This window comes from Hahella ganghwensis DSM 17046 (assembly GCF_000376785.1).
GTDB classification, from domain to species: Bacteria; Pseudomonadota; Gammaproteobacteria; order Pseudomonadales; family Oleiphilaceae; genus Hahella; species Hahella ganghwensis.
This window is the reverse complement of the sequence record NZ_AQXX01000105.1, coordinates 16,390-38,548: the sequence shown is the minus strand read 5'-3', so window position 1 is coordinate 38,548 and position 22,159 is coordinate 16,390. Positions and strand designations below refer to the sequence as shown.

17 protein-coding genes are annotated in these 22,159 nt (G+C 50.5%); 3 read left to right on the top strand and 14 right to left on the bottom strand.

The annotated features are described in order from the left end of the window. Nucleotides 1-2: 2 nt before the first annotated feature. A complete protein-coding gene (locus F566_RS0110880) occupies nt 3-926 on the bottom strand; it encodes a leukocidin family pore-forming toxin (protein ID WP_020407015.1) in 924 nt (307 codons plus the stop codon). A 703-nt stretch (nt 927-1,629) separates the two neighbouring features. Between F566_RS0110880 and F566_RS0110875 the strand changes: the two genes are divergently transcribed. After that, nucleotides 1,630-3,030 carry a S28 family serine protease gene (locus tag F566_RS0110875; RefSeq protein ID WP_245555221.1) on the top strand — a complete coding sequence of 467 codons (1,401 nt, stop codon included), beginning with the start codon at nt 1,630-1,632 and terminating at the stop codon, nt 3,028-3,030. Between the two features lie 399 nt (nt 3,031-3,429). Here F566_RS0110875 and F566_RS0110870 read toward each other — a convergent pair whose 3' ends face one another. The 6 genes from F566_RS0110870 to nosR form a co-directional block, all read right to left on the bottom strand. Continuing rightward, nucleotides 3,430-3,939, bottom strand: coding sequence for a nitrous oxide reductase accessory protein NosL (locus F566_RS0110870; RefSeq protein ID WP_026179918.1), 510 nt, complete (start codon nt 3,937-3,939; stop codon nt 3,430-3,432). A gap of 64 nt (nt 3,940-4,003) precedes the next feature. Continuing rightward, a complete protein-coding gene (locus F566_RS0110865; RefSeq protein WP_020407012.1) occupies nt 4,004-4,831 on the bottom strand; it encodes an ABC transporter permease in 828 nt (275 codons plus the stop codon). Further along, nucleotides 4,828-5,811, bottom strand: a complete 984-nt coding sequence (locus F566_RS32580) for an ABC transporter ATP-binding protein (protein WP_020407011.1) — start codon at nt 5,809-5,811, stop codon at nt 4,828-4,830. Before F566_RS32580 ends, F566_RS0110865 begins: the two co-directional genes overlap by 4 nt. Nucleotide 5,812: 1 nt before the next feature. Beyond that, nucleotides 5,813-7,159 carry a nitrous oxide reductase family maturation protein NosD gene (locus F566_RS0110855; protein ID WP_020407010.1) on the bottom strand — a complete coding sequence of 449 codons (1,347 nt, stop codon included), beginning with the start codon at nt 7,157-7,159 and terminating at the stop codon, nt 5,813-5,815. Nucleotides 7,160-7,161: 2 nt separating this feature from the next. Next, complete coding sequence (gene nosZ, locus F566_RS0110850; protein WP_020407009.1) at nt 7,162-9,057, bottom strand: TAT-dependent nitrous-oxide reductase; 1,896 nt, start codon at nt 9,055-9,057, stop codon at nt 7,162-7,164. Between the two features lie 27 nt (nt 9,058-9,084). Continuing rightward, nucleotides 9,085-11,229 (bottom strand): transcriptional regulator NosR, encoded by a 2,145-nt coding sequence (nosR, locus tag F566_RS0110845; protein WP_211210645.1) that lies wholly within the window; start codon nt 11,227-11,229, stop codon nt 9,085-9,087. Between the two features lie 276 nt (nt 11,230-11,505). On the opposite strand from nosR, the gene F566_RS0110840 reads away from it, so the two are divergent. After that, nucleotides 11,506-11,721, top strand: a complete 216-nt coding sequence (locus F566_RS0110840) for a hypothetical protein (protein ID WP_020407007.1) — start codon at nt 11,506-11,508, stop codon at nt 11,719-11,721. A gap of 71 nt (nt 11,722-11,792) precedes the next feature. Here F566_RS0110840 and F566_RS0110835 read toward each other — a convergent pair whose 3' ends face one another. Further along, complete coding sequence (locus tag F566_RS0110835; protein ID WP_020407006.1) at nt 11,793-12,989, bottom strand: hypothetical protein; 1,197 nt, start codon at nt 12,987-12,989, stop codon at nt 11,793-11,795. Nucleotides 12,990-13,423: 434 nt separating this feature from the next. Here F566_RS0110835 and F566_RS0110830 point away from each other — a divergent pair, with 434 nt between their 5' ends. After that, a complete protein-coding gene (locus F566_RS0110830; protein ID WP_157496736.1) occupies nt 13,424-14,128 on the top strand; it encodes a substrate-binding periplasmic protein in 705 nt (234 codons plus the stop codon). 207 nt (nt 14,129-14,335) lie between these two features. Here F566_RS0110830 and hutH read toward each other — a convergent pair whose 3' ends face one another. The 6 genes from hutH to F566_RS0110800 all read right to left on the bottom strand — a co-directional run bounded on the left by hutH (nt 14,336) and on the right by F566_RS0110800 (nt 22,127). Beyond that, entirely contained in the window at nt 14,336-15,883 is a 1,548-nt protein-coding gene (gene hutH, locus F566_RS0110825; protein ID WP_020407004.1) for a histidine ammonia-lyase, read from the bottom strand. Continuing rightward, nucleotides 15,876-17,597 (bottom strand): urocanate hydratase, encoded by a 1,722-nt coding sequence (gene hutU / locus F566_RS0110820; RefSeq protein WP_020407003.1) that lies wholly within the window; start codon nt 17,595-17,597, stop codon nt 15,876-15,878. The genes hutH and hutU overlap by 8 nt, the downstream gene beginning before the upstream one ends. A 13-nt stretch (nt 17,598-17,610) precedes the next feature. After that, nucleotides 17,611-18,702, bottom strand: a complete 1,092-nt coding sequence (hutG, locus tag F566_RS0110815) for a formimidoylglutamase (protein WP_020407002.1) — start codon at nt 18,700-18,702, stop codon at nt 17,611-17,613. Further along, nucleotides 18,692-19,909: an imidazolonepropionase gene (hutI, locus tag F566_RS0110810; protein ID WP_020407001.1), complete on the bottom strand. Its 1,218-nt coding sequence runs from the start codon at nt 19,907-19,909 to the stop codon at nt 18,692-18,694. Before hutI ends, hutG begins: the two co-directional genes overlap by 11 nt. 278 nt (nt 19,910-20,187) lie before the next feature. Next, a complete protein-coding gene (hutC, locus tag F566_RS0110805; protein WP_020407000.1) occupies nt 20,188-20,895 on the bottom strand; it encodes a histidine utilization transcriptional repressor HutC in 708 nt (235 codons plus the stop codon). 62 nt (nt 20,896-20,957) lie between these two features. Then, nucleotides 20,958-22,127 carry a patatin-like phospholipase family protein gene (locus tag F566_RS0110800; protein WP_051085304.1) on the bottom strand — a complete coding sequence of 390 codons (1,170 nt, stop codon included), beginning with the start codon at nt 22,125-22,127 and terminating at the stop codon, nt 20,958-20,960. Nucleotides 22,128-22,159 lie beyond the last annotated feature (32 nt).

Here is a 22,159-nt window from a genome sequence, read left to right as displayed (position 1 = left end):
AATTAGTGATAAAGACTGTCGTTCCAGGAAATGGTGACAACCCGGCTGGCGTTGGTCCACTCGCTGTAGTCGTTATATCCTTTCCAGCTGAAATCAGAGTAGAAACTGCACCAGTCACGTGCGAAGTGATAATGGGTTTTCTGCCAGTTCGCCTCCAGTTTCAACTGAGACGAATTCTGTCCGTCATTCAAGTCCCTTTTACGATACAGAATGGCGGCTTCTGGTTTGAAGTCTGCGGTCATAACCGTTGGCAGTTCGCTTGTGGGGATCAGGTTGTTGATGCTGCAGCCCCAGAACAGATACGTCCACGCGTAGAGGAGGTTGTCTTTGGGAGGAGTACGATGTTTGATAGTTTGGTTAACAATATTCCAGGTAACACCTTCATTCGACTGACTGAAGTCAGTGACGGTCTTGAATTCTTCCTGGTTATAGGTCACCCGAGTGCTCCAGGACACGCCACCGTTAATGCTGGGAGACTCTTCATTCAATGTGAAACCCAGATTGAACTCAGTTGATTCGCTAACCTGGGCACTTGAGATGGTATTCTCAGGAGCGTGGGTCAAGTGACGCAAACTGGAGCCACCCTGATAACCGACTTTCAGCTGGAAAGCGGTCGGAATCGTATAACGGTAGTCTGCACTGGTTCCTGATTCGTAAAGGGTTTGTCGGGAGGGGACATTGGACATATCAAATCCGGAACCGCCATTGAGCACCAACTTCACTTCTTTGATGCCTTCAGGGTAATGGGTTTGATTCCATGCATTCTGAACGGTATACACCAGCCGGATTCTCTTGCTCCTCGCATCGCTGTTATCTAGCTCATATAGCGTACTGGTGTAGGATTTAATCGTATCTCCCGCATGAGCCATACCGGCTGTAAGACAAAGGCCAATAAGTACTTTGGAGTATTCCTTGGCTGTTTTCATAATGGTTCTACCTCGGTTTGAATTAAGTAAATTATTTTTATAGGTAGCCCAGAGTCTGTTGACGTTTCATATGATGCACATGTTGAACCTCAAAAGGGGCACCAGCCAGCAAGGCTGGGCTTCATTTTGCCCCCTTGCGGCATTGTTGATCGCTTACGTAGAGTGACTACACTGCACTCTCTACGCTTTGCAGAGAACGAAATGTGGCTCCAGCATGAGCATCATATGAAACGTCAACAAACCCTAGCCTCACGCCCGCAGACATCATGTCTGTAAAAGCATGAGAACCTGCAATGTATAAGTATGATTTTTGATCTACAAGATGACTATCGGTAGTAATGGCGCTAACGGGTAAAAGAGTGGCGTTTTAAGATAAAAGGTTGAGTTGATTTTTTGCTGGGACTAATCCATGTGGTCGATAGGGAATAGGCCTATCTTTAACTGGATGTTACTTCCTGTCTATAATGGCTGTTCTTCATACAGAAGGAGGGATTTTCATAACTGATAGTCACTTATCTGTATATGTAAATATATAATAAATCCCGGGCATGGATCGGCTGAGGATTCTTAGTTTAAGAATAATAAAAGCTACTCTTGCATATGACGGTTCACTTTATCGTTAGATTCATTGCCTGAGCTGGTTGTCCCTGCAGCCGCTCTAAGCCTGGAAAAAAGGAACTTCATAAAATAGGCAACTATGGATATGCAATCTAAATCACATTTCCCTATAGTGTTATCGTTTTTGTTTGCCCTGCTGTTTTGCAGTATCAGCCACGCTGACCCTTTTCCAACCCCGGATATTATGGATTATCTGAATGCAGTGCCGGGCATGGAAGCTGAAGAGCTGGATAATCCTCCCAGTGGCTATCGTTATATTCTGATCCGCTACGAGCAACCCATTGATCATGAAAATCCAATGATGGGGACATTCAGTCAGCGGATGGTGTTGTTGCACAAGTCTGTCGAAGCGCCAATGGTATTGGCGACCAACGGATACGATATTTCCGTCAGCACCTACAGATACAACCTGACGCGGATATTGGATGCCAGTCAGTTGAAAATCGAGCACCGGTATTTTGCCGAATCGAGACCGGATCCAATGGACTGGCAGTATCTGACCATCAAGCAGGCAGCTAACGATCATCACCGTATTGTTCAGGCAATCCGGCCTTTCTACACTGGTAAATGGGTTTCCCGTGGCGCCAGTAAGGGTGGAATGACGGCCATGTATCATCGTCGTTTCTTCCCGGATGATGTCGATGCTACCGTCGCACTCGTTGCACCTCTAAGCTATGGACGACTCGACCCTCGCTATGTCAGATTCCTGGAGCAGGTGGGTACCAAAGCCTGTCGCGACGACCTGAAACAGTATCAGCGTAACGTGCTGGAGCGTCGCGAGACTATGAAAGCCTATATCCAGACCTATGCCGCACAGAATGGCCTGGAGTTTAATTTGCCTGGGGGACTGGATCGTGTTCTGGACCTGACGGTTGGTGAGCTTTACTTCCAATTCTTCCAGTATGGTGATCTTGCTTATTGCGATGATATTCCCTCCGATACTGCCAGTGATCAGGAGCTGTTCAACTTTATGCTGAGCTGGGGCCCTCTCACCTTTGTGACGGATACTGGCCTGGAGCAATATGAGGCTTACTTCTACCAGGCGATTACCCAACTGGGCTATCCTCGGTTGCTGACTGAGCATTTGGAAGACCTTCTGATGTATGATCCGAATGATTACAGTGCCTATGTGAGTTCGTGGCCAACCGAACGCTTCGATTACAGACCGATGACTGATATAGCCTGGTTTACAGCGGTCAGAAGCGAGAATGTCATGATGATTTATGGCGATATTGATCCCTGGACGGCAGCGGCATTTTATATGCCTAATTCCAGTGCTCGTGGCACCCACACCTTTATGGTGAAAGGGGGCAACCACGGAGCGAACATTCTCACTCTGAACTGGAAAGACAAAAGAGACGCCTATCAGATGCTTGAAAACTGGACTGGTGTGACGCCTCAGGATCCGCCCATGATGCTGAGAGGCTTTGGTATGGATGACAATGCAATGCTGGAAGAGGAAAGCATGCAGCGTCGGCCTCTATAACTCTTAAAAATAAAATCCAGTCGCAGGCAGCATCGCTGCGACTGGATTATTTATCCCTCTCTTACATGACATCCGCTTCTGTTGATTGTTCCTTCCTGTGGGGTTGTGTGCCACTTCGAGTATTAGGGAACCTCCGAAAAACATTGAGGAGGCAATGGCAGCTCAGGCAGCTTTTCAGCGGTTGCTTGGAGGTCCTCGAAAGCTGAAAAAACCATGAGCCATAAGCGGCGAGCCTGCATTCTGGTGGGGAATGGAGATGGTGAACGGTTACTCATTCATCGAATAAAAAATGGACGAAGCTACAACTGCATCGTATCCAGGCATCATCCCTGTAACGTTGAACCGTTAAAGGTGTTGTTTAACCGCCCGTCCTGTTTATTAGAATACGGATGTATTCGTTTATAGTTCGTTCAGAGTGATTTGTTCAAATGACACAAGCCTACCGCGATATTTTTCGATGAACTTTTGGGCATCTTCAGCAAATTTGAATGAAGCGATGGTGGGGCCCATGCCGGATTTGGCTGATGACCCGATGACATACCAGGCAGTTCGCGCGTCAGTCAAATGGGAGTCATCAGGGCTGTTCCAATCGGCCCTGGCCATGTCGTGGACAAATACCCGGCCCTGTAAATGCTGGTTTTCCGGCTGAAGAAGCCAGAAAAAGAGCTCGTGAGTGGAGCAGAATTTATAGGTGCGGCGATCTTTTCCGACAAATTCGCCTTTGGGGCCTGGCTGACGGGAAATCACCATACCGCAGATATGACATTCATCACCGGCTTCTATCCGGACGGGCTCAATGGTAGAAGATTGTCCCGTTGCTTCAGATGGCGAGCAGCCGCCTAGCATTAAAAAAAGCGCTACTGTCAGGGCTAAGAAAAGTTGATGTAAGCTAATGCTCCTCTGATACATGTTGGCTCCTACTGAAATTAGATATGTGATTAAGTGTCGTGTTAGAAAGCTTGCCTTAAACAACTTAGATATTTCTGCGGCTGAACAACCAACTGGCCAAGGCTAATGGCATGGCAATCCAGCTGATTAATACTATCCAGAGACCTCCACTGATCGGCAAGTCCGTCCCCAGTGCCAAGACACCGCTTATACCGCCAAATCCTGCCATTGCACTGAGGTTTACCAGGCGGTAAATGTCGGTGGGGTTGAGCAACAATAGCCAGGGGAGAATCTCTGGACTCAGTCTTCCCTGGCTAATGGTCAGAAATGCCAGTAATGACAAGTCGAAAACCAGCACGAATAGAAACCAGAGTGCCAGTGCTAATCCTGCCGCGCGGGACTTTTCTGTGACATTTGCGCTGGCAATATAACCCATTGCCAGGAATACCCAGCCGAGTAGAGTGGAGGAAAGAACGAAACGACCAAACGCGACTGCCATTTCCAATAGATCTACTTCTTCTGCAAACAGGCCGATAGCCAATGCTGCAGAACCGAATCCTGCCAGAGCGGCCAATCCCAGTATCAGAGCATGTCCACAGAACTTACCCAATAGCAGTTGTCTCCTGGATAATGGATAAGCCAGCAATAGGAGTAATGTGCCACCTTCTTCTTCACCCACGATGGCATCATAAGCAATCAGCAGAGCGATCAACGGAATCAGGAAGCTGGCCAGGCTGGTCAGGCTGGCGATAGTCGCCGGAATAGAGGTGAAACCAATATGACCGGATGCTGCGGCTCCAAACCAGGTGATGCCGAGAGAGAGCAGGGCGAATACCAGAGTAACGGCCAATATCCACCGGTTACGCAGGCCGTCACTGAATTCTTTTTGGGCGATAAACCAGATGGTGTTCATGCGACTTTCTCCGTGGAACAGGAGGTGTTCAGGGGCAGTGGAGCAGAGTGAGATCGGTCATCACTCATCTCGGTCGCCGATGGTCGCCCTGACATAAAATGCTGATAGATATCCTCCAATCCTGGTAGATGAAGATCCACATCGGTTATTTGGGCATGCTCCATCAAGTCTTTGAGTATTGGCATCTTGTGTTCGGGGCTGATGCTGATCTCCGTCGTAAGGTCATTTAACTGATGAGGACGCCCTGTGAATTCCTGCCATTTTTCAAACCATGAATCCTTATGGGAAATGCCCTGGATGCGAATACGAACAGGGAGCCTGGCTCCGTCTCTTAATTCTGCCAATGTTCCTGTTGCCAACAGTTGTCCCCGGGACATAATGGCTGCGCGGTCTATCAGGGATTCAACACCCGGAAGCACATGTGAGCATAGAATGACACTGGTACCAGTCTGGCGTAATTGTTCCACTAGTGTGTACAGTTCTCCGGTGGCAATGGGGTCCAGGCCGACGGTAGGTTCGTCCAGCAACAACAGTTGTGGTTCTCCAAGAAGTGCCTGGGCTAGACCAAGGCGCTGGCGCATTCCTTTGGAATAGGTCTTCACCTTTCTGTTGGCGGCGTCTGACAAGCCGACCTGCTGTAACAATTGTTCTACCTGTGACTGACTGGCCTGCTTTAACCTGGCGAAGTAACTTAGCGTTTCTCTTCCTGTCAGCTGTGGATAAAACATAACGTTTTCCGGAAGATAGCCCACTTTACGGCGAACCTGAGTGTCATGTGGTGTATTGCCTAGAACCCTTATGTGGCCGGAATCTGCCGACAGAATACCCAGGATCATTTTGATGGTGGTGGTTTTCCCTGCACCATTGTGTCCGAAGAGTCCGAGAATTTCGCCTTCGGCCAGGGTCAGACTGAGACGATCGACTACCGGCTTGCCTGAAGGCATATCCATGTACTTGGTGACATTTTCCAGATGTATCACATCAGTTACCTCTGTCCGCTGTCTTGGTTGATATGAATCCAAGATCGGGTTGTTGCATTAGAGGGGCGCTGTCTCTGACTCCTGGTGACTTCACCACTGGGAAAGCTTGTTGTGCCCATCTCAGGACATCAACCGCTGGGCTGTTCATCAGTAGTCGGGCCTGGGGGTAAGTCCAAAGCAGCCTGTCAACGTTGTCGTTTGGTTCATAGGGTATATCGCCGAGATTATCTCCATTGCGATCCCAGCCGAGATAATCGCTCCAGAAGTTTCCACGCCCCTGGTAGGACCATTCCTGAAGACGGGTGGCCACATACTTAACCTGGCGTTGGTTGTTTATGAAGGCGTTGCCGTTTATCTGATTGTCTTCTGAGCCGGCAGTGAGATGAACGCCGATGTCGCTGTCTTCGAAGAGATTATTTTCAAACACATTAAACGGAGAGTTGTAAACAAAGAGGGCTTTGCCTTCCGCGCCGTCTATGGCGGATCCACCCACGGTACCCTGTTTGACTCCGGTAATGCGATTTCCTCGGAGTATGGAGTAAGTAATGTAATTCATCAGGATGCCGTAGTTCTGGTCGTGCTCAGACTGATTGCCTATGACGGTCAGTTTGCGGCTTTGCATGAGTGCGTATCCGGTTCGGGTTCGTAGTGTGCGGTTCCCGATGACCTCATTATCATGCGAATACATGTAGTGCACGCCGTACCGCAGGTCGTGCAGGAAGTTCTCTTTTAGTGTATTGCCGTTTGAGGTGTCGATATAAATCCCATCCCGGGTATGCCAGACCTCATTGCCGATGACTAGGGCTCCAGTGACGGCGAACAGGTGAATTCCATTACCCCGATCCTGGGACCGGACAGATTCGTCTCCATGAATGCGGTTCCCGGTCAAGGTGACATTGGGCGTTGCGTCCACCCAGATACCAAATCCGGCACCATCCAGTTGCGTATTTTGTACAACGGTTTTGTCAGCCTGACGTTCGGTAAATATCCCGGCATTGAGGTCGGTCAGGTTGCGTCCCCAATTTTGTACGTTGCAGTCGCTGATAGTGGTTTCCGGTGCCTTGATGCGAACAGCATGACCTTCTCCATTGGCATCGATAATGGCACCGGTTTCACAATAAAAATCCACACTGCGGGAAACCATGAAATTGCCGGCATACTGACCCGCCGGCAAATACCAATCCCCTTCGTTGTTCTGCTGCAACGGCAGTTCCCGCAGATCCGCTGCTGCTACGACGGGCACAAGGCTCAGCCATTGCAGCAGGATCATCCCGTTACGGATGTACAGGGCGGTTTGTCTGAGCACCGACCGGTACCGGGATGGATCTGTCAGGAAAGCCGTTGTCATACTCAGGCCTTCTCTACGATCATTCGGCCACGCATTTCCATATGCAGTGCGTGGCAGAACCAGTTGCAGTAGTACCAGTGCACACCGGGCTTGTCGGCCACAAAGGTTACCGAAGAGGTTTGCTGTGGGCTGATCTCCATACTGACGCCGTGATTTACCATACAGAAACCATGGGAGACATCTTCCACCATGTCCTGATTGGTAACGTATACGGTGACTTCATCACCCTGCTTCACACGAAACTCAGTGATGCCATAGGTCGGGGCCACGGAGGTCATATAAACACGGACCTTGTTGCCGTCGCGGATAATTTTGTTGTCGGCATCCAGATTAACCCCGTCCTGTTTGGCTTGGGCTACCGCTGAGGCAAAGAAGGGATCGTCCCGTTGCCAGATTTTACTGGGACGGATTTGATCCCGTCTCACCAGAATACAATCGTGGGGTTCGGCATACGTCGGACCGTCATGTACCAGCACCATTTCATCGCCGGAAATATCGATCAACTGATCGTTTTCAGGATGTAGTGGTCCGGCTGGGAGGAAACGGTCTTTGGAGAATTTGCACAGGGCCACCAGCCATTTACCGTCAGCATCCCGGGACTCTGCCAGGCTGGCATGGTTATGCCCGGGTTGATACTGCACATCCAGTTTTTGCTTGATGTAGTTGATCTTCTCACCGTTGTAGGCACGGATGGCTTCGGCAATGTTCCACTTAGCGATCTGACTGTCGATGAATAGAGTGGTGTAGGCAAAACCACGACCATCAAAAGTGGTATGCAGTGGCCCCAGACCGAGTTCCGGCTCGGCGGCGATGACATCGCGTTCGCTCTTCAGTTTCCCGTCAAAGAGGTCGTCAAGTTTGTCGATGGCGATGATGGAGACGGTAGGGGATAACTTACCGTTGGCAACGAAATATTTGCCGTCCGGAGAGGTGTTGAGGCCGTGTGGGTTTTTGGGAACCGGTATGTAGCGGGTCAATTCAGATCCGTGTCGACCGTCAACGACCGGAACCTTTGAATCTCCGATCGTTTTGAATTTTCCGGCTTTTACTGCAGCCTCAATTCTGGGAACGTTGAAGACGACCACCCAATCTCTTTCATTACGCATGGTATCCGCCAGTAACAATCCCTTTTCAGAGTTGTAACAGGTGGAAGCGACATATTTACCAGAGTAGTCTGCGTCTGTGTTATCCAGGTTACCATCTACAATGACCTGCCAGGCCACTTCCATGGTGTCTGCGTCCACGGCGTTGAACATGGTGTAATGGTTGTCCAGTTTTTCCATGTCGGTGCCGTCATTAGGCTGTGGAATGACGAACTCTGCATTACAGAAAACATACTTGGTACGGGGCACTTTCTGCAGGCGCAGGCCATGGATAGCCTGAACATTGGGGATGGTGGTGATCCGGTCACACTTCATGATATCGAGCCGGATACGGGCGACACGGGTATTGGCCTTGTCATTGATGAAAAGATATTTCCCATCATATTTGCCGTCAGTCATCGTTACGTGAGGGTGATGGCAGTCGCCGTTGGAGTATTTGGAGGAATCTCCCAGTATCTGCTTACTTTCATTTGTCAGCCCCCAACCGCTGGCGGAGTCTACATTAAATACCGGAATCCGCATCAGTTCCCGCATTGAGGGAATCCCAAGGACCCTGACTTCACCTGAATGTCCGCCGCTCCAGAAGCCGTAATATTCATCAAGCTCGCCCGGTTCCACCATGGCATTCTGCTGTGCGGATTTAACCGCAGCAGCCCAGGATTCCGGTGTCATCACTGAGGAGCCTAATCCCGTCATTGCGGTAACGCCTGTTACTGCTGTAGCGCCTAGAAATTTGCGTCGGCTTAGGCCTGAGGGGGCTTCTTGATCGGGGTGCGCGTTGTCTTCTTTTTTCATACCTATTACTCCTGTCGGGTTTCGTAGTCAGTCATCAAGCTGTGCTACAGGAATCATTTCGTGGTCTTGTGAAGCTGCTTTCTTGCGCCGCCGTTTTTGTTTCAACACCAGGGGCGGACATTTCTGGTCGTTGTGATAGGTCATCTGGCAATCCAGGCAGTGATGGCATTCATTGGCATTGATTCGTCCGTCTGGGTGAATGGCTTGTATCTCGCATTCCACGGCGCAGAGTTGGCAGGGGTTACCGCACTCCTTACGTCTTTTCAGCCAGTCAAATAACCGGAATTTGGTCGGGATCGCGAGTGCCGCGCCCAACGGGCAAACGTAGCGGCAGTAGAACTTGCGGGTGAACACGTTAATGAAGAGAAGCAGTGCGGCATAGGACACAAACCACCATTCACGTTGGAACATGAGAGTGATTGAAGTCTTAAAAGGCTCTACTTCGGCATACTTCTCTGCTGTGGCCATGGATTCCAGTGAGATACCAAACAGCACGAGAAGGACGATGTATTTCAATGCCCACAGGCGTTCATGGAGGCCGAAAGGTAAATCAAATTGAGGAATTCTGAGTTTGCGGGCTGCTTCGTTGATCAGTTCCTGCAGGGCTCCGAATGGGCACAACCAACCACAGAAGACTCCCCGTCCCCAAAGCAGGATGGTGGCTGCAGTAAAGGTCCAGAGAATAAAAATCACCGGATCAATCAGGAACAGCTCCCAATGAAAGTCCTGCATAACAGCGTGTACAAAGGTCAGCACATTGACGATGGACAGCTGGCCCAATGCATACCAGCCAAGGAATACGACGGTATATATCAGATAGAAACGACGCAGATTATGTAAAAGTCGTGGGAAGCGGACGAAATAATCCTGCAGGAACAGTATCGTCATCAGAATTGCCAGGCTGGTAATCACTATGCCTATCTGCAGGCTTTTGTTACGCCAAATTGATACCCAGACAGGTTCATCTTGCGGCGGGGCGGATACGATCGGGGTGGGGCGTTCAATGAAACTTTCCGGTATTTTGTAGGAACCTGAAAAACTGGTGAAGACTCCATCGATTGGTCCTGTTTGGCGACGTACCAGCAGCTCCAGATCCCAGGGACTGCCGGGGTCAAATTCATATTGGGAGCGTATGATAAAAATTGCCATTTCCCGGAGATCCGGCATACCTTCAGCATAGACGTCGCTGAGCCGTTGGTAGTCCAGATCCCGGAAACTCACCAAATCGCCATGCTGACGCAGCTGCACCCGGTCAAAGATGCCTCCTCTGACATAGCCTGAACCCTTGAATGAATATTCCCCGCGAGCCATGACCGCGATAGCATGTTCACCCGGCTTCAGTTCTTCTTTTAACCATTGGAACTGTTTCTCTCCCAACAGGTTTTGACCGATTGTGGGAGCATTGAGGTAGGCATAGTAGAGATCTATAAAGGTGTCGTTCTTCGCATCGCTCGATGCCTCTCCAATCCCTTCCGCTTCGGTACCCTGGAATGCCTTATCGATTTGCCCTTTGGTCAGGTGAAGACGGCGGATAGAACCGTCTCCGGTCAGCTCGGTCCAGTTCGATGGGATAAATTTACCAGCACGTATCCGGGCTCGCTTATTGCCTTTGCGATCCGCATAGCGATTGTCGATTAACCCCAGGGATGCCGCCACCTTGTGGGCTGAGCGCATAATGGATTCATTTACTACCATAACGGTCACTGTTGCGCCGGTGATGGCATCGACGGATATGCTGGAAGGATCTGTGGAGTGACCCACGACGACTCTTTGCGCGGCATTGATGTCCTTGTATGCCGCAGCAAAATCAAACAGCTTTTGCTCGGGAATACCTACGAGAAGAATGGGTTCGTGATGTTCCAGAACAAATGCATCTTTTATTTTGCCTTCTGTATCCAGAATAACCTGAATATTAACCGGCTTTCCGGAGTAAGCTGGGATTTTGACGATATCATGGGTCTGGTATACGTAACCCAGAACCTTGTCGTTTTGACTGATCTGATTGACAGAGGAGAGGGAAGTGCTGGGGATAAGCTGATCATAGCCCGGAAAAACCGTAGCGATGCGTTGAAGACCTTTATCCCCCTGTGCAACGGTGTGCCCACAAATAAGGGACAACAGGAATAAACATATCCATCGGCATAGGTGATCTCTACGCAAGAAAACAGTCACCTGAAACTTCCTTTAGGCTATGAGTTTGTTGTAAGGGAGCCTAAGCGAGCTGTAAGTGGGATGAATTGACGCATGTCAATGCTGCCCGGAAAGAGGGGGGGCGTACGTATTCGGTGGTATATGATAAAGCGTGGTGATACCTCATTAGGGGTATGCACCTATGCCGTTATATACACTGTAATCAGCCCTCACGGAGGTTGGCTCTGAAGCCTTGTTGTATTTCTGAAAACATGGACAATGATGTATCTCATTGACACTTAGAGGGGATCGTTGTCTGTGGAGAGCTACGATAATATTCCGGACGCTCGTGACGGGCTCACGAAAAAAGAGCGTATTGTCCTTTACTGCCTGAACCAGATACAGCAGGAGAGGAACGGACGCAATGTGCCCACGCCGATGCTATATGGCAGGGTTGTGGAGCACATTGACATGAGTGTTGATGAACTGCAGACAATATTGAGAAGGCTGACAGGCAACTACGTCCCTGATTGAGTCAGATCAGACTTCAGAAAGGTTTAATTCCTGATCCGGCTGACAAGGTTCCGACAGGCTGCACTACGAGCCTACATCGTGGCAATGTTGACGGTGCTGTATGCTGCGGGGGGTCTTATCGGCGTAGGGGATTTTCTGATGAAAACAGATAGCCACTCAGATGTATAAAGCTCTTTCAAGTGTTCCACATCATTGATTGATCTGACATCAAATTCCTGTAGCCCAGGGCTTTTGGGGTAGTGACCAGATGCTGTCGAAAAGCCCAGGGGAACCTCATAATGCTTAGGCTTATGCCCATCCAGTGGCAAAAAGTAATGCCATGCATCCGTTCTTTTATCGGTGACTGTATATAACTGCAATACCTGAAGGAAGCTGCCGTTAAGTTGATGAGTGTCATACTCGGTATCTGACAGCTCCATGTTATTGGCCAGCGTCGCTGGATCAAGTGCAGGCTTTGAGTATTGAATGGCATCGGTTGAGTTATCAAGTGGAATGATCTGGTGCCAATGTTGGAAAGGAAAAGCGTCTGAAGAGGGAGCTTCCTGATGGCTAACGGTGACACTAAGCTTCTTTACATGGCCATCTTCATCGTCCAGAACACTGATATAAGGCATACCTGCTGACTCTACGGATAGGCTGTGCACACTGTCTACTGAATATAAAGCCCTGGCAGAATCACCTCCTTTTCCGGTGATAGGTAACTCTCTGCCTGGCGAGCCTTCTCCCTGCATATCAACAACGAGTTCACCGGCGAAAACACGTGAATAAGGATTAGGCATCAGTTTATAGAGGACTTTTCCTGAATTTGAATCAGCGTGGGCAACCATCAGAGGAATCGTCTTCTCGCCTTGCTTGGCACACAATTGAGTCTTCTGGTATGTGTTGGTATTTTCCGGACTGGAGTTAATCAAACTGCGATAAGGTGCGCTGATTTTTTCGGAAGAACCGCTGGAAGGGCTGACGATAACATCGGCGGTTTCGCAGAGACAGTCGGTACTGTCAAAGGACGAAACATAGAGGGTTCCAAGGTCGCTGATCGGAAAGTTAGACAAGATAAGAACCTCAGTATCTTCGCTGGTCTTATTCGTGCTCCGGGTAAATATTCCGATATCAGCCGTTTTTCTATTTATTTCGGTTTCAATATGACCATCAGTATCAGGCGTGTATTGGTTTTCGATTCTTCCTTGATCGTCGTAGATGGCCAGTTGATAGTTTTGATAAGGAGATTCAACACCACAGAGGTTGACGCTCTTCATCGTCAGTTCCATGGTATGTTTCCCTGAGGATACGAGTCCGCGTGGTATGCCGTCCCCGTGAGCGCCTTCCCCGCCTCCGCCGCAAGCTGATAGAAGCAGGCTTCCCAAAAGCGGCAACCACATCCTCATAATAATCGGTCCATTGATATTGATTAAATAGGAGATTTTATTGATCCTCAAAAGTTGAGGCAAGCTCGAGTTCGATATGGTAATGAAAGAAATGATGCAGAGAGGCTGAATTCGCCGCTCAGGCAATGAGAGGGGAGCGAGTGCATGAGAAAATCTAACTTCACCTAAATAAAAATAACGGGTCCGTTTTGGTCTAATATTTGACTGATAGTCACGATTCTAGAGGAATCTGTTTTACCGACATGTTATATCGAATATTGATTTGTTTATGGTTAGGCGCGATTAGCTGCTTAGGGTCTGCGAAAGACAGAGACGTGGTGCATATCGCATCTGGTGAATGGCCGCCCTATTTTTCTCAGGAGCTTCCTGACTATGGTGTTGCTTCAAGAATTGTGACAGAAGCCTTTGCACAGGCAGGGCTTGAAGTGGAATATCAATTCTACCCCTGGAATAGAAGTCTGGAGTCAACCCGAGCAGGGGCAATCGAATCGACGATTGGTTGGGAAAAAACTACCGACCGGGAAAAAGATTTCCTGTTCAGTGAGAAGCCTATTATTGAAGAACGCCTGGTATTTTTTTATTCCGTGGAAAACCCCGTTATGCCCGATGAAGTCTGGCAACAGGAACGGGAAGAAAAACTCTTGATAGGCGTTACTCTGGGATATAACTACGGTAAACGTTTTTCCCGAGCGGAAAAGCAAGGTGTGTTCAATATATATCGAAGCCCTTCTGATGAAGCTAACCTGAGCTTGCTGTTGAATCGCCGTATAGATTTGTTTCCTATGGATGTTGTCGTTGGAAGACACATGTTGAACAAGCATTTTTCTCCGGAGGAAAGGAAGCGGATTAAGTATCACCCAGAAATGTTGCGGCGGGATTTCCTCTATTTGTTGTTTTCAAAGAAATACCCAGACAGTGCCAACCTGAAAAAGAAATTTGATCAGGGCATGCAACAACTGAGAAGTAGCGGCAGGCTTAAGGAGCTCTATACAGGAATATTGCCATGGAACACATCCGACTGAGCTGTGCGAATAGTGGTTTGAATTAATAGTGGCTTGAAATAATTGTGGTCTGAATTATAAGCCGATCAGGTTACGGGGCTACGACGGGTGATAGAGACCTACCATTTGACAGATTTCTGTGAGTGGAAGTAAAAAAAAGGGCGAATCAAAGACTCACCCTTTCGCGGTCGTATCAATCCAAGCTGCTTTCAGCTCTGACCAGTTCAGTTAGCGAGAACTTGGTAAAAGCTCTTTGGGCATCCAGCTGTTCAGATGGGCGGATGCCAGCAACTCTTTGGCTCTCTCGATGTCAGGACCAAAATAACGGTCATGATCATAGAACGGGACAACGCCACGTACAGCTTTCCGGGCCTGCTCAACCAGTGGTGATGATTTCAGAGGGTTACGGAAATCCAGTCCCTGTGCTGCAGCCAGGATCTCGATAGCCAGGATGCCACGGGTGTTGTCAGCCATATCATGCAGACGTCTTCCGGCATAGGTTGCCATGGAGACATGGTCTTCCTGGTTGGCGGATGTGGGCAGACTGTCGACGCTGGCGGGATGAGCCAGACTCTTGTTTTCACTGGCCAGTGCCGCGCTGGTGACCTGTGCAATCATGAAGCCTGAATTGACGCCGCCATTCTCTACCAGAAATGGTGGAAGCTTCGACATGTTACTGTCGATCAGCAGTGCCATACGGCGTTCAGACAAGGAGCCGATTTCTGCAATGGCCAGTGCCAGATTGTCTGCGACCATGGCCACCGGTTCAGCATGGAAATTACCTCCGGACAGGATTTCATTCTCATCCGCGAATACCAGTGGGTTGTCTGATACCGCGTTGGCTTCAATCTCCAGAACACCAGCGGCGTGCTTGATTTGATCGAGACAGGCGCCCATCACCTGAGGTTGGCAGCGGAGTGAGTAAGGATCCTGTACCTTGCCGCAGTTGGTGTGGCTACGGGCAATCTCTGACGTGTCTTCCAGCAGGTGGCGGTAAAGAGCGGCCACCTGAATCTGACCAGGCTGTCCTCTCACTTCGTGAATTCTTGCGTCAAACGGCACTCGGCTGCCAAGTGCCGCTTCAACGGTCAATGCTCCTGTAACCGCACCTGCGGCGAATAGATCTTCGGCGTGGAAAAGACCTTCAAGAGCAAATGCCGTTGAGGCCTGTGTGCCGTTAAGCAATGCCAGTCCCTCTTTGGGGGCCAGAGTTAAAGGCTGCAGGCCCGCAATATCAAGGGCCGTATGGGCATCGATAATGTCGCCTTCGTAGCGGGCTTGCCCTTCACCCAGAAGGACGCAGCTCATATGAGCCAAAGGTGCCAGGTCTCCTGAAGCACCAACAGAACCCTTCTTGGGAACAATCGGATAGACCCCTTTGTTGACCAGTGCGATCAGGGCGTCGACCACCACCCGGCGGACACCCGAGAAACCGCGTGCCAGGCCATTAATCTTTAGTGCCATCATCAGACGGACTGTATTGTCATTCATGAACTCACCGGTACCGGCAGCATGTGACAACACAATGGAGCGTTGCAGCGTTTCCAGTTCATCCTCGGCTATTCGGGTATTGGCGAGTAGTCCGAAGCCGGTATTGATACCGTAGACCACGCGACCTTCTTTCATCACGCGGCTGACGGTGTCAGCCGACTTTTCCATGTTGGCATAGGTGTCATCAGACAATGACAAGGTGACTGGTTCACGACTGATACGGCGCAGGTCGGCCAGGGTCAGTTGCCCGGGATTCAATTCAATAGGGTAACTCATTTCAGACATCTCCTGCTTTGTCATCAGCTGTGTCCAGCATAGGAAGGTCAAGACTGTTTTCTTTGGCGCAATCCCAGGCGATATCATAACCGGCATCTGCATGACGCATGACGCCAGTGCCCGGATCGTTTCTCAGTACGCGGGCAATACGTTGTTCAGCCGCGTCAGTACCGTCACAGACAATGACCACACCAGAGTGCTGACTGAAGCCCATGCCAACACCACCGCCATGGTGGAGGGACACCCAGGTTGCACCACCGGCAACGTTCAGCATGGCATTTAGAAGTGGCCAGTCGGATACAGCGTCAGAACCGTCCAACATGCTTTCTGTTTCGCGGTTGGGGCTGGCGACGGAGCCTGAATCCAGATGGTCGCGTCCGATGACGACTGGCGCCTTAAGCTCGCCGTTACGCACCATCTCATTGAACGCCAGACCCAGGCGCGCACGATCTTTCAGTCCAACCCAGCAAATACGGGCAGGCAGACCCTGGAAGGCAATACGTTCTTTGGCCATATCCAGCCATTGATGCAGGTGAGGGTCGTCTGGGATCAGTTCCTTCACTTTGGCATCGGTCTTATAAATATCTTCAGGGTCGCCGGACAACGCCGCCCAGCGGAATGGGCCAATACCCTGGCAGAACAACGGACGAATATAGGCTGGCACAAACCCTGGGAAGTCAAAGGCATTGCTGACGCCTTCTTCCAATGCCATCTGGCGAATGTTGTTACCATAGTCCAGTGTTGCGGCACCGGCTTTTTGCAGGTCCAGCATGGCTTGAACCTGTACAGCCATGGATTTTTTTGCGGCAGATACGACCGCCTGAGGGTTTTTGTGGCGTTGTTCCGCTGCGTACTCCATTGTCCAACCCTGGGGCAGGTAACCGTTTAATGGGTCGTGGGCAGAGGTCTGATCTGTGACAACGTCGGGTACTACTCCACGGCTGGCCAGTTCTGCGAAAATATCCGCAGCGTTGGCGCATAAGCCAATGGAGACCGCCTCCCCGTTGTCCTGAGCCTGGTGAATCATGGTCAATGCTTCGTCCAGATCTTTGGCTTGTTTGTCCAGGTAACGGGTACGCAGGCGGAATTCGATACGGGTCTGGTCACAGTCCACTGCGAGCATGGAAAAGCCTGCCATCGTTGCCGCGAGAGGTTGGGCACCACCCATACCACCAAGCCCGCCAGTCAGGACCCATTTGCCTTTGGCGTTGCCGTCGAAATGCTGGCGAGCAACAGCGCCGAATGTTTCGTAGGTGCCCTGAACGATGCCCTGGGAGCCTATGTAGATCCATGACCCTGCGGTCATCTGGCCGTACATCATCAGGCCTTTTTTATCCAGCTCGTTAAAATGATCCCAGTTCGCCCAGTGAGGAACCAGGTTAGAGTTGGCGATCAATACACGAGGCGCATCCGGATGGGTTTTGAAAACGCCGACGGGCTTACCGGACTGGACCAACAATGTTTCATCCTCTTCCAGGCGTTTCAGGACTTCGACAATCTTGTCATAACACTCCCAGTTCCGGGCGGCCCGGCCGATTCCGCCGTAAACCACCAGAGATTGGGGATGCTCAGCAACATCCGGGTCCAGATTGTTCATCAGCATCCGTAGTGGAGCTTCAGTCAACCAGGATTTTGCACTTAGCTCAGTACCATGTGGTGCACGGATGACCCTGCTTGAATCCTGTCGGGGGTCTGCTGTATGTTGGTTTTTGGCATCGGACATGAACGTCACCTCCTCAATCGTGTTGGGTATGCGAAGAAGCTTCGCTGTTGTTATTGGATGTGGTTGTACTGTGCTTAAGTTCGGTCATGAGACCGGACAGCGAACCACGAACTCTGGAATGTTCCAGTATGTCTGTCAGGAGGGCGGCCAATCTGGCACCCAGCCTAGCGGTATGATCATCAATATCGAACGACGGGTTGAACTCGGCTATTTCTGCCAGCAGAACCGGGATCTGGCTGCTTCTGATCTGTTGCAGAAGAGTCTCCACCAATTCCACGCTGATTCCCCGAGGGGCGGGAGCACTAACGCCGGGGGCGACAGAGGCTGGAAAAGCATCCATGTCGATCGTGATGTAAACGGCATCAATCTGGTCGAGAAATTCCTTCATGCGCTCAACGGCATTCGCAATCTGATGAATGCCTGCGTCCGTGTCCGCAATCCAGGTAACCTTCAATTCGTCTGCGCGGTCGTATAAAGATTGAGTGTTTGCCAGACGACTGATGCCGACTGCGGCATAGTGAAACTCAAGACCGTGTTCTGAACAGTCCCGGGCAACCTGGTAGAAGGGCGTGCCTGAGCTGGGGCCCTCACTGTCGCTGCGTAGGTCGAAATGAGCATCGAAGTTGATAATGCCGATTTTTGGTAGATCGGCTTTGCCTGTTCTGCTTTGCTCCAGAATAAAGGCACGCAGGCCCTGGAAACTTCCCCAGGCGACATCGTGACCGCCACCAATCACGAGTGGCAGGCACTGGTGGTGCAAAACATCTGCGACACATTCTGCCAACTGCTGTTGGGTTTCCGCCAAACCTGCCTGCACCTGGATATTGCCCGCATCATATACTTTGCCGGTGTGATGCCAGGGCAGCTTTGCCAGTGCACGGCGGAGCTGGTCAGGGCCCTCGGATGCTCCTGTCCGGCCCTTGTTGGCAGCAACACCCAAGTCGCAGGGATAGCCAATCAAGGTAACTCCGGCATCGGTATTGCCCGCAAAAGGTTGAATCATCTGATGCCAGCGGCGGGCTTTTTCGCCGTCAGCGGTATCGATTCGTCCCTGCCAGAGAGACTGATTGAAAGGAGTGTTCTGAGTTTTGGACTTAAAAGTCATTGCTGACCGCTCCATGAATCACACGTTGATAAAGGTCCTGAGTGCCAAACTGGTAGCTGAGCTGAGCGGGATGCTGCAGGTCCCAGACGATAAAGTCGGCTGCAAATCCTTCCTGCAACTGCCCAAGTCTGTTTTCTTCATTCAGCGCTTTGGCCGCGTGGCGGGTAACTCCGACAAGGTTCTCCTGTGGGGTGAGACCGAATAGTGTGGAGCTCATATTGAGCATGAGCCGTAGAGAAGCCAGTGGGGAAGAGCCCGGATTCAGATCACTGGCCAGTGCGATCGGGACTTCGTAACGGCGCAGTAATTCTATCGGGGGTAACTGGCGTTCACGGAGGAAATAGAATGCACCAGGTAATATTGTTGCGACCGTACCTGAAGCCGCGATGGCAGCGACGCCTTCCTCATCCAGATATTCCACGTGATCTACCGAAAGTGCCTGATAGGATGCAGCCAGTTTGGACCCTCCGGTAAGAGTGAGCTGTTCCATGTGGCCTTTGATCGGCAGGCCATAATGAACGGCTGCTTCAAAAACCTTTTGGCATTGTTCTGGGGAGAAAGCGATGCTTTCACAGAAAACATCAACGGCATCTGCCAGACCTTCACCAGCGGCAGCTGGAATGGCTTCCCGGCATACCCAGTCGATATAGTCATCTGACCGACCTTTGAACTCCTCCGGCAATGCATGGGCGGCCAGTAGAGTGGTCTTGACTCGAACGGGGTACTTATCTCCCAATGCCCGGGCCACTTTGAGCATCTTCAGCTCAGTTTCCAGATTAAGTCCGTAGCCGGATTTGATTTCGACCGTCGTCACACCTTCTGACATCAGAGCGAGTAATCTGGGGGTGGAACTTTCCATCAGTTCGTCGAAAGAGGCCGATCTCGTTGCGCGTACCGTCGAGAGTATTCCGCCTCCCTGCCGGGAAATTTCGGCGTAGCTGACACCGTTTAACCGCTTTTCAAACTCTTCTGCACGATGACCTGCGAAAACCAGATGGGTGTGGCAATCAATCAGCCCGGGGGTGACAAGACGACCGTTGACATCCATGACGCTTGCTTCTGTCTGATTGGCCTTTATCTCGGACCAATCTGACATTGGGACAAGTTGCTGTATGTAGCCTTCTGACACTCCGATTGCGTAATAGCTGTCAGCCGGCAGAGGAGTCGCGCTGCATGTGGCAAGTTTTGCGTTGATCCACCATTGCATGTTGATACAGGTTCCTGAGCTTTTGTTGTAAATGTATATACATTTAACGGTAAAAAACTGTGTGCTGCAACTATGAAAGCGGCGGGTTTTCATAGACTCAAATTATAAAGACAGTAAAGTGTTTTTAATCAGTCTGTTATGGTTGGTTGTTGTTTTGTCTGATGACGAGGCTGGAATCTGATTGAGTGCATAGAGGAGACATTGAAATTTTTAATGTATATACAAATATGAGGGGCGAAAGTTAAGTACGAGGCAAGGCCGCCAGGGGTAAAGTGGGATCAGCGGAAATGACTTTCCGATTGCAGTCGGTAGCGTGAGCCCGGGTAGGTCAGGAAAGCGCTGCTGATAAGATGCTGCTGGCTCCAGGTTCTCCGGTGGACGCGCAGACAGGCTTCATTGGTTGGGATTTCCAGGAGTTCGCAGCTCAGCTCGTCGGGGAGAATTGCTTCAATAATGTGTTCTGCATCAGAGGCTGGGCAGGTTTCACTCAGGTATTGGTTTGGCGTAATTGATTGGTAGTCCTGTGCCAGATAGTCCGGAGCAAAGATTGGGTTGACGTAGCGTTCCTCCAACTGGATGGGAATATTGTTTTCAAGGTGGACAATACGGCTGTGGAAAACATCAGAGCCCGTTCGTATGCCCAACTGGGTCGCTATCTGAGACGAGGCTGTCACCTGTTCCAGTCTGATAATCCGATTGCTGTACTGATGTCCGCGACCTGTAATTTCCTCTGCGATATTGCGAATATCTGCAAAAGACGAAGTCGGCTTGGATTCGCACACAAAGGTTCCTTGTCCCTGGTAACGTACCAGATGGCCATCATTAACCAGATCGCGAATGGCCTTGTGGACCGTCATTCTGCTCACATTGAATTGTTGGGCGAGCTGCATTTCCGTTGGTATCCGGCTGCCCACCGGATAGCGCTGATTCTCAATGCCGCTCAGTAGGAAATCTTTGACCTGTTGAAATCTGGGTTTGCCGGACACAGACGGACTGCCTTGTAATTCATTGATACATGGATAGGATTCAGGGGCGTATTGTAGTCACTTCAAATCTCGGCTGACAGGTCTGGCCGAAAGAAGTTTTCAATCTGTCGGGCGTGGGACTGAGCATCCATATATCCCAGTTTGATCAAGTCGCGCATGAATCCTCCCTCGAACAGCAGGTAGCTGGCCAGACTGGCGCCACCTTCCGGATTCTCATTATTCTGACCAACAAACTTGCGCACGGTGGCAGGGAGTTCCTTAATGTGTTGAAGGGCCAGTTCGTCGATCGGCTGGCTGGGGGAGATATTCAGAATTTCCAAAGGGCGCAGATCTATGCCGAACTTTTCCAGGTTTTCCTGAGGGATGGCTTTGATCAATTGATTGATCAGCAGGGCTTTGTCGACATCGTTTTCAATCACGTCGATAAACGCGCCATTCAGCATGTGTTCCATGATATACGACAGGGGAGGAAACTTTTCCTGTTTCTTGCGTACGGGGGCCATGACACGGTTTGCACTGACGCCGATCAATAGAATGCGGTCACTTCCCAGGTGAACTGCCGGGCTGAGCGGTGCCATATTGCGTACAACGCCATCCCCGAAGTATTCCCGGTTGATCCTCACCGGTGGGAAAATTGTGGGAATCGCCGAGGAAGCCAGCAGATGATCCACGTTCATGATCGTTTTAACTCCAACCCGCTGACCAAGATGCCAGCCCGTGATATGGTCTTTGCTTTGAAAAAAACTGATGCTTTGGCCGCTTCGGTAACCGCAGGCGGTGACGCAGACGGCATCAATTTCGCGATCACTGATATTGCTGGAGAGCTTGTTGAAATCTATATGGGAATTGAGAAACTCACGGAGAGGGCTGTTATCCAGCATTGATGCCGGCATTTCCCTTTCCTCGCCGCCAAGGGCGGCTTTAATGAAGTACCCCATGCGTCTGGTCATACCCCAAAAATCTGATCGGTAAACTTTGTCAGTCTTTAGTTCACTCCAGAGTTCTTCCAGGTGCTCGACGCTGTGTCGGAAAATGTCGCCGCTGGCGGCGATCCCTATCGCATTTATCGCGCCTGCAGAGGTGCCGCAGATAATGGGAAAAGGGAAGTGAAGATCCGGCAACTGGTCTGAGATGGCTTTCAGTACGCCCACCTGGTAGGCCGCTCTGGCTCCGCCTCCAGTTAATACCAGGGCGGCTTTATTTGAACTTGTAGGGGCGTCGGATGTTGCCACGGCATCTCCTGTGATGATTTCAGAGCCTTGTG

Coding starts and splice junctions, on each gene's coding strand:
- F566_RS0110880 (WP_020407015.1), bottom strand. CDS start 926: ATGAAAACAGCCAAGGAATACTCCAAAGTACTTATTGGCCTTTGTCTT.
- F566_RS0110875 (WP_245555221.1), top strand. CDS start 1,630: ATGCAATCTAAATCACATTTCCCTATAGTGTTATCGTTTTTGTTTGCC.
- F566_RS0110870 (WP_026179918.1), bottom strand. CDS start 3,939: ATGTATCAGAGGAGCATTAGCTTACATCAACTTTTCTTAGCCCTGACA.
- F566_RS0110865 (WP_020407012.1), bottom strand. CDS start 4,831: ATGAACACCATCTGGTTTATCGCCCAAAAAGAATTCAGTGACGGCCTG.
- F566_RS0110855 (WP_020407010.1), bottom strand. CDS start 7,159: ATGACAACGGCTTTCCTGACAGATCCATCCCGGTACCGGTCGGTGCTC.
- nosZ (WP_020407009.1), bottom strand. CDS start 9,057: ATGAAAAAAGAAGACAACGCGCACCCCGATCAAGAAGCCCCCTCAGGC.
- F566_RS0110835 (WP_020407006.1), bottom strand. CDS start 12,989: ATGGAACTGACGATGAAGAGCGTCAACCTCTGTGGTGTTGAATCTCCT.
- hutH (WP_020407004.1), bottom strand. CDS start 15,883: ATGTCTGAAATGAGTTACCCTATTGAATTGAATCCCGGGCAACTGACC.
- hutU (WP_020407003.1), bottom strand. CDS start 17,597: ATGTCCGATGCCAAAAACCAACATACAGCAGACCCCCGACAGGATTCA.
- hutG (WP_020407002.1), bottom strand. CDS start 18,702: ATGACTTTTAAGTCCAAAACTCAGAACACTCCTTTCAATCAGTCTCTC.
- hutI (WP_020407001.1), bottom strand. CDS start 19,909: ATGCAATGGTGGATCAACGCAAAACTTGCCACATGCAGCGCGACTCCT.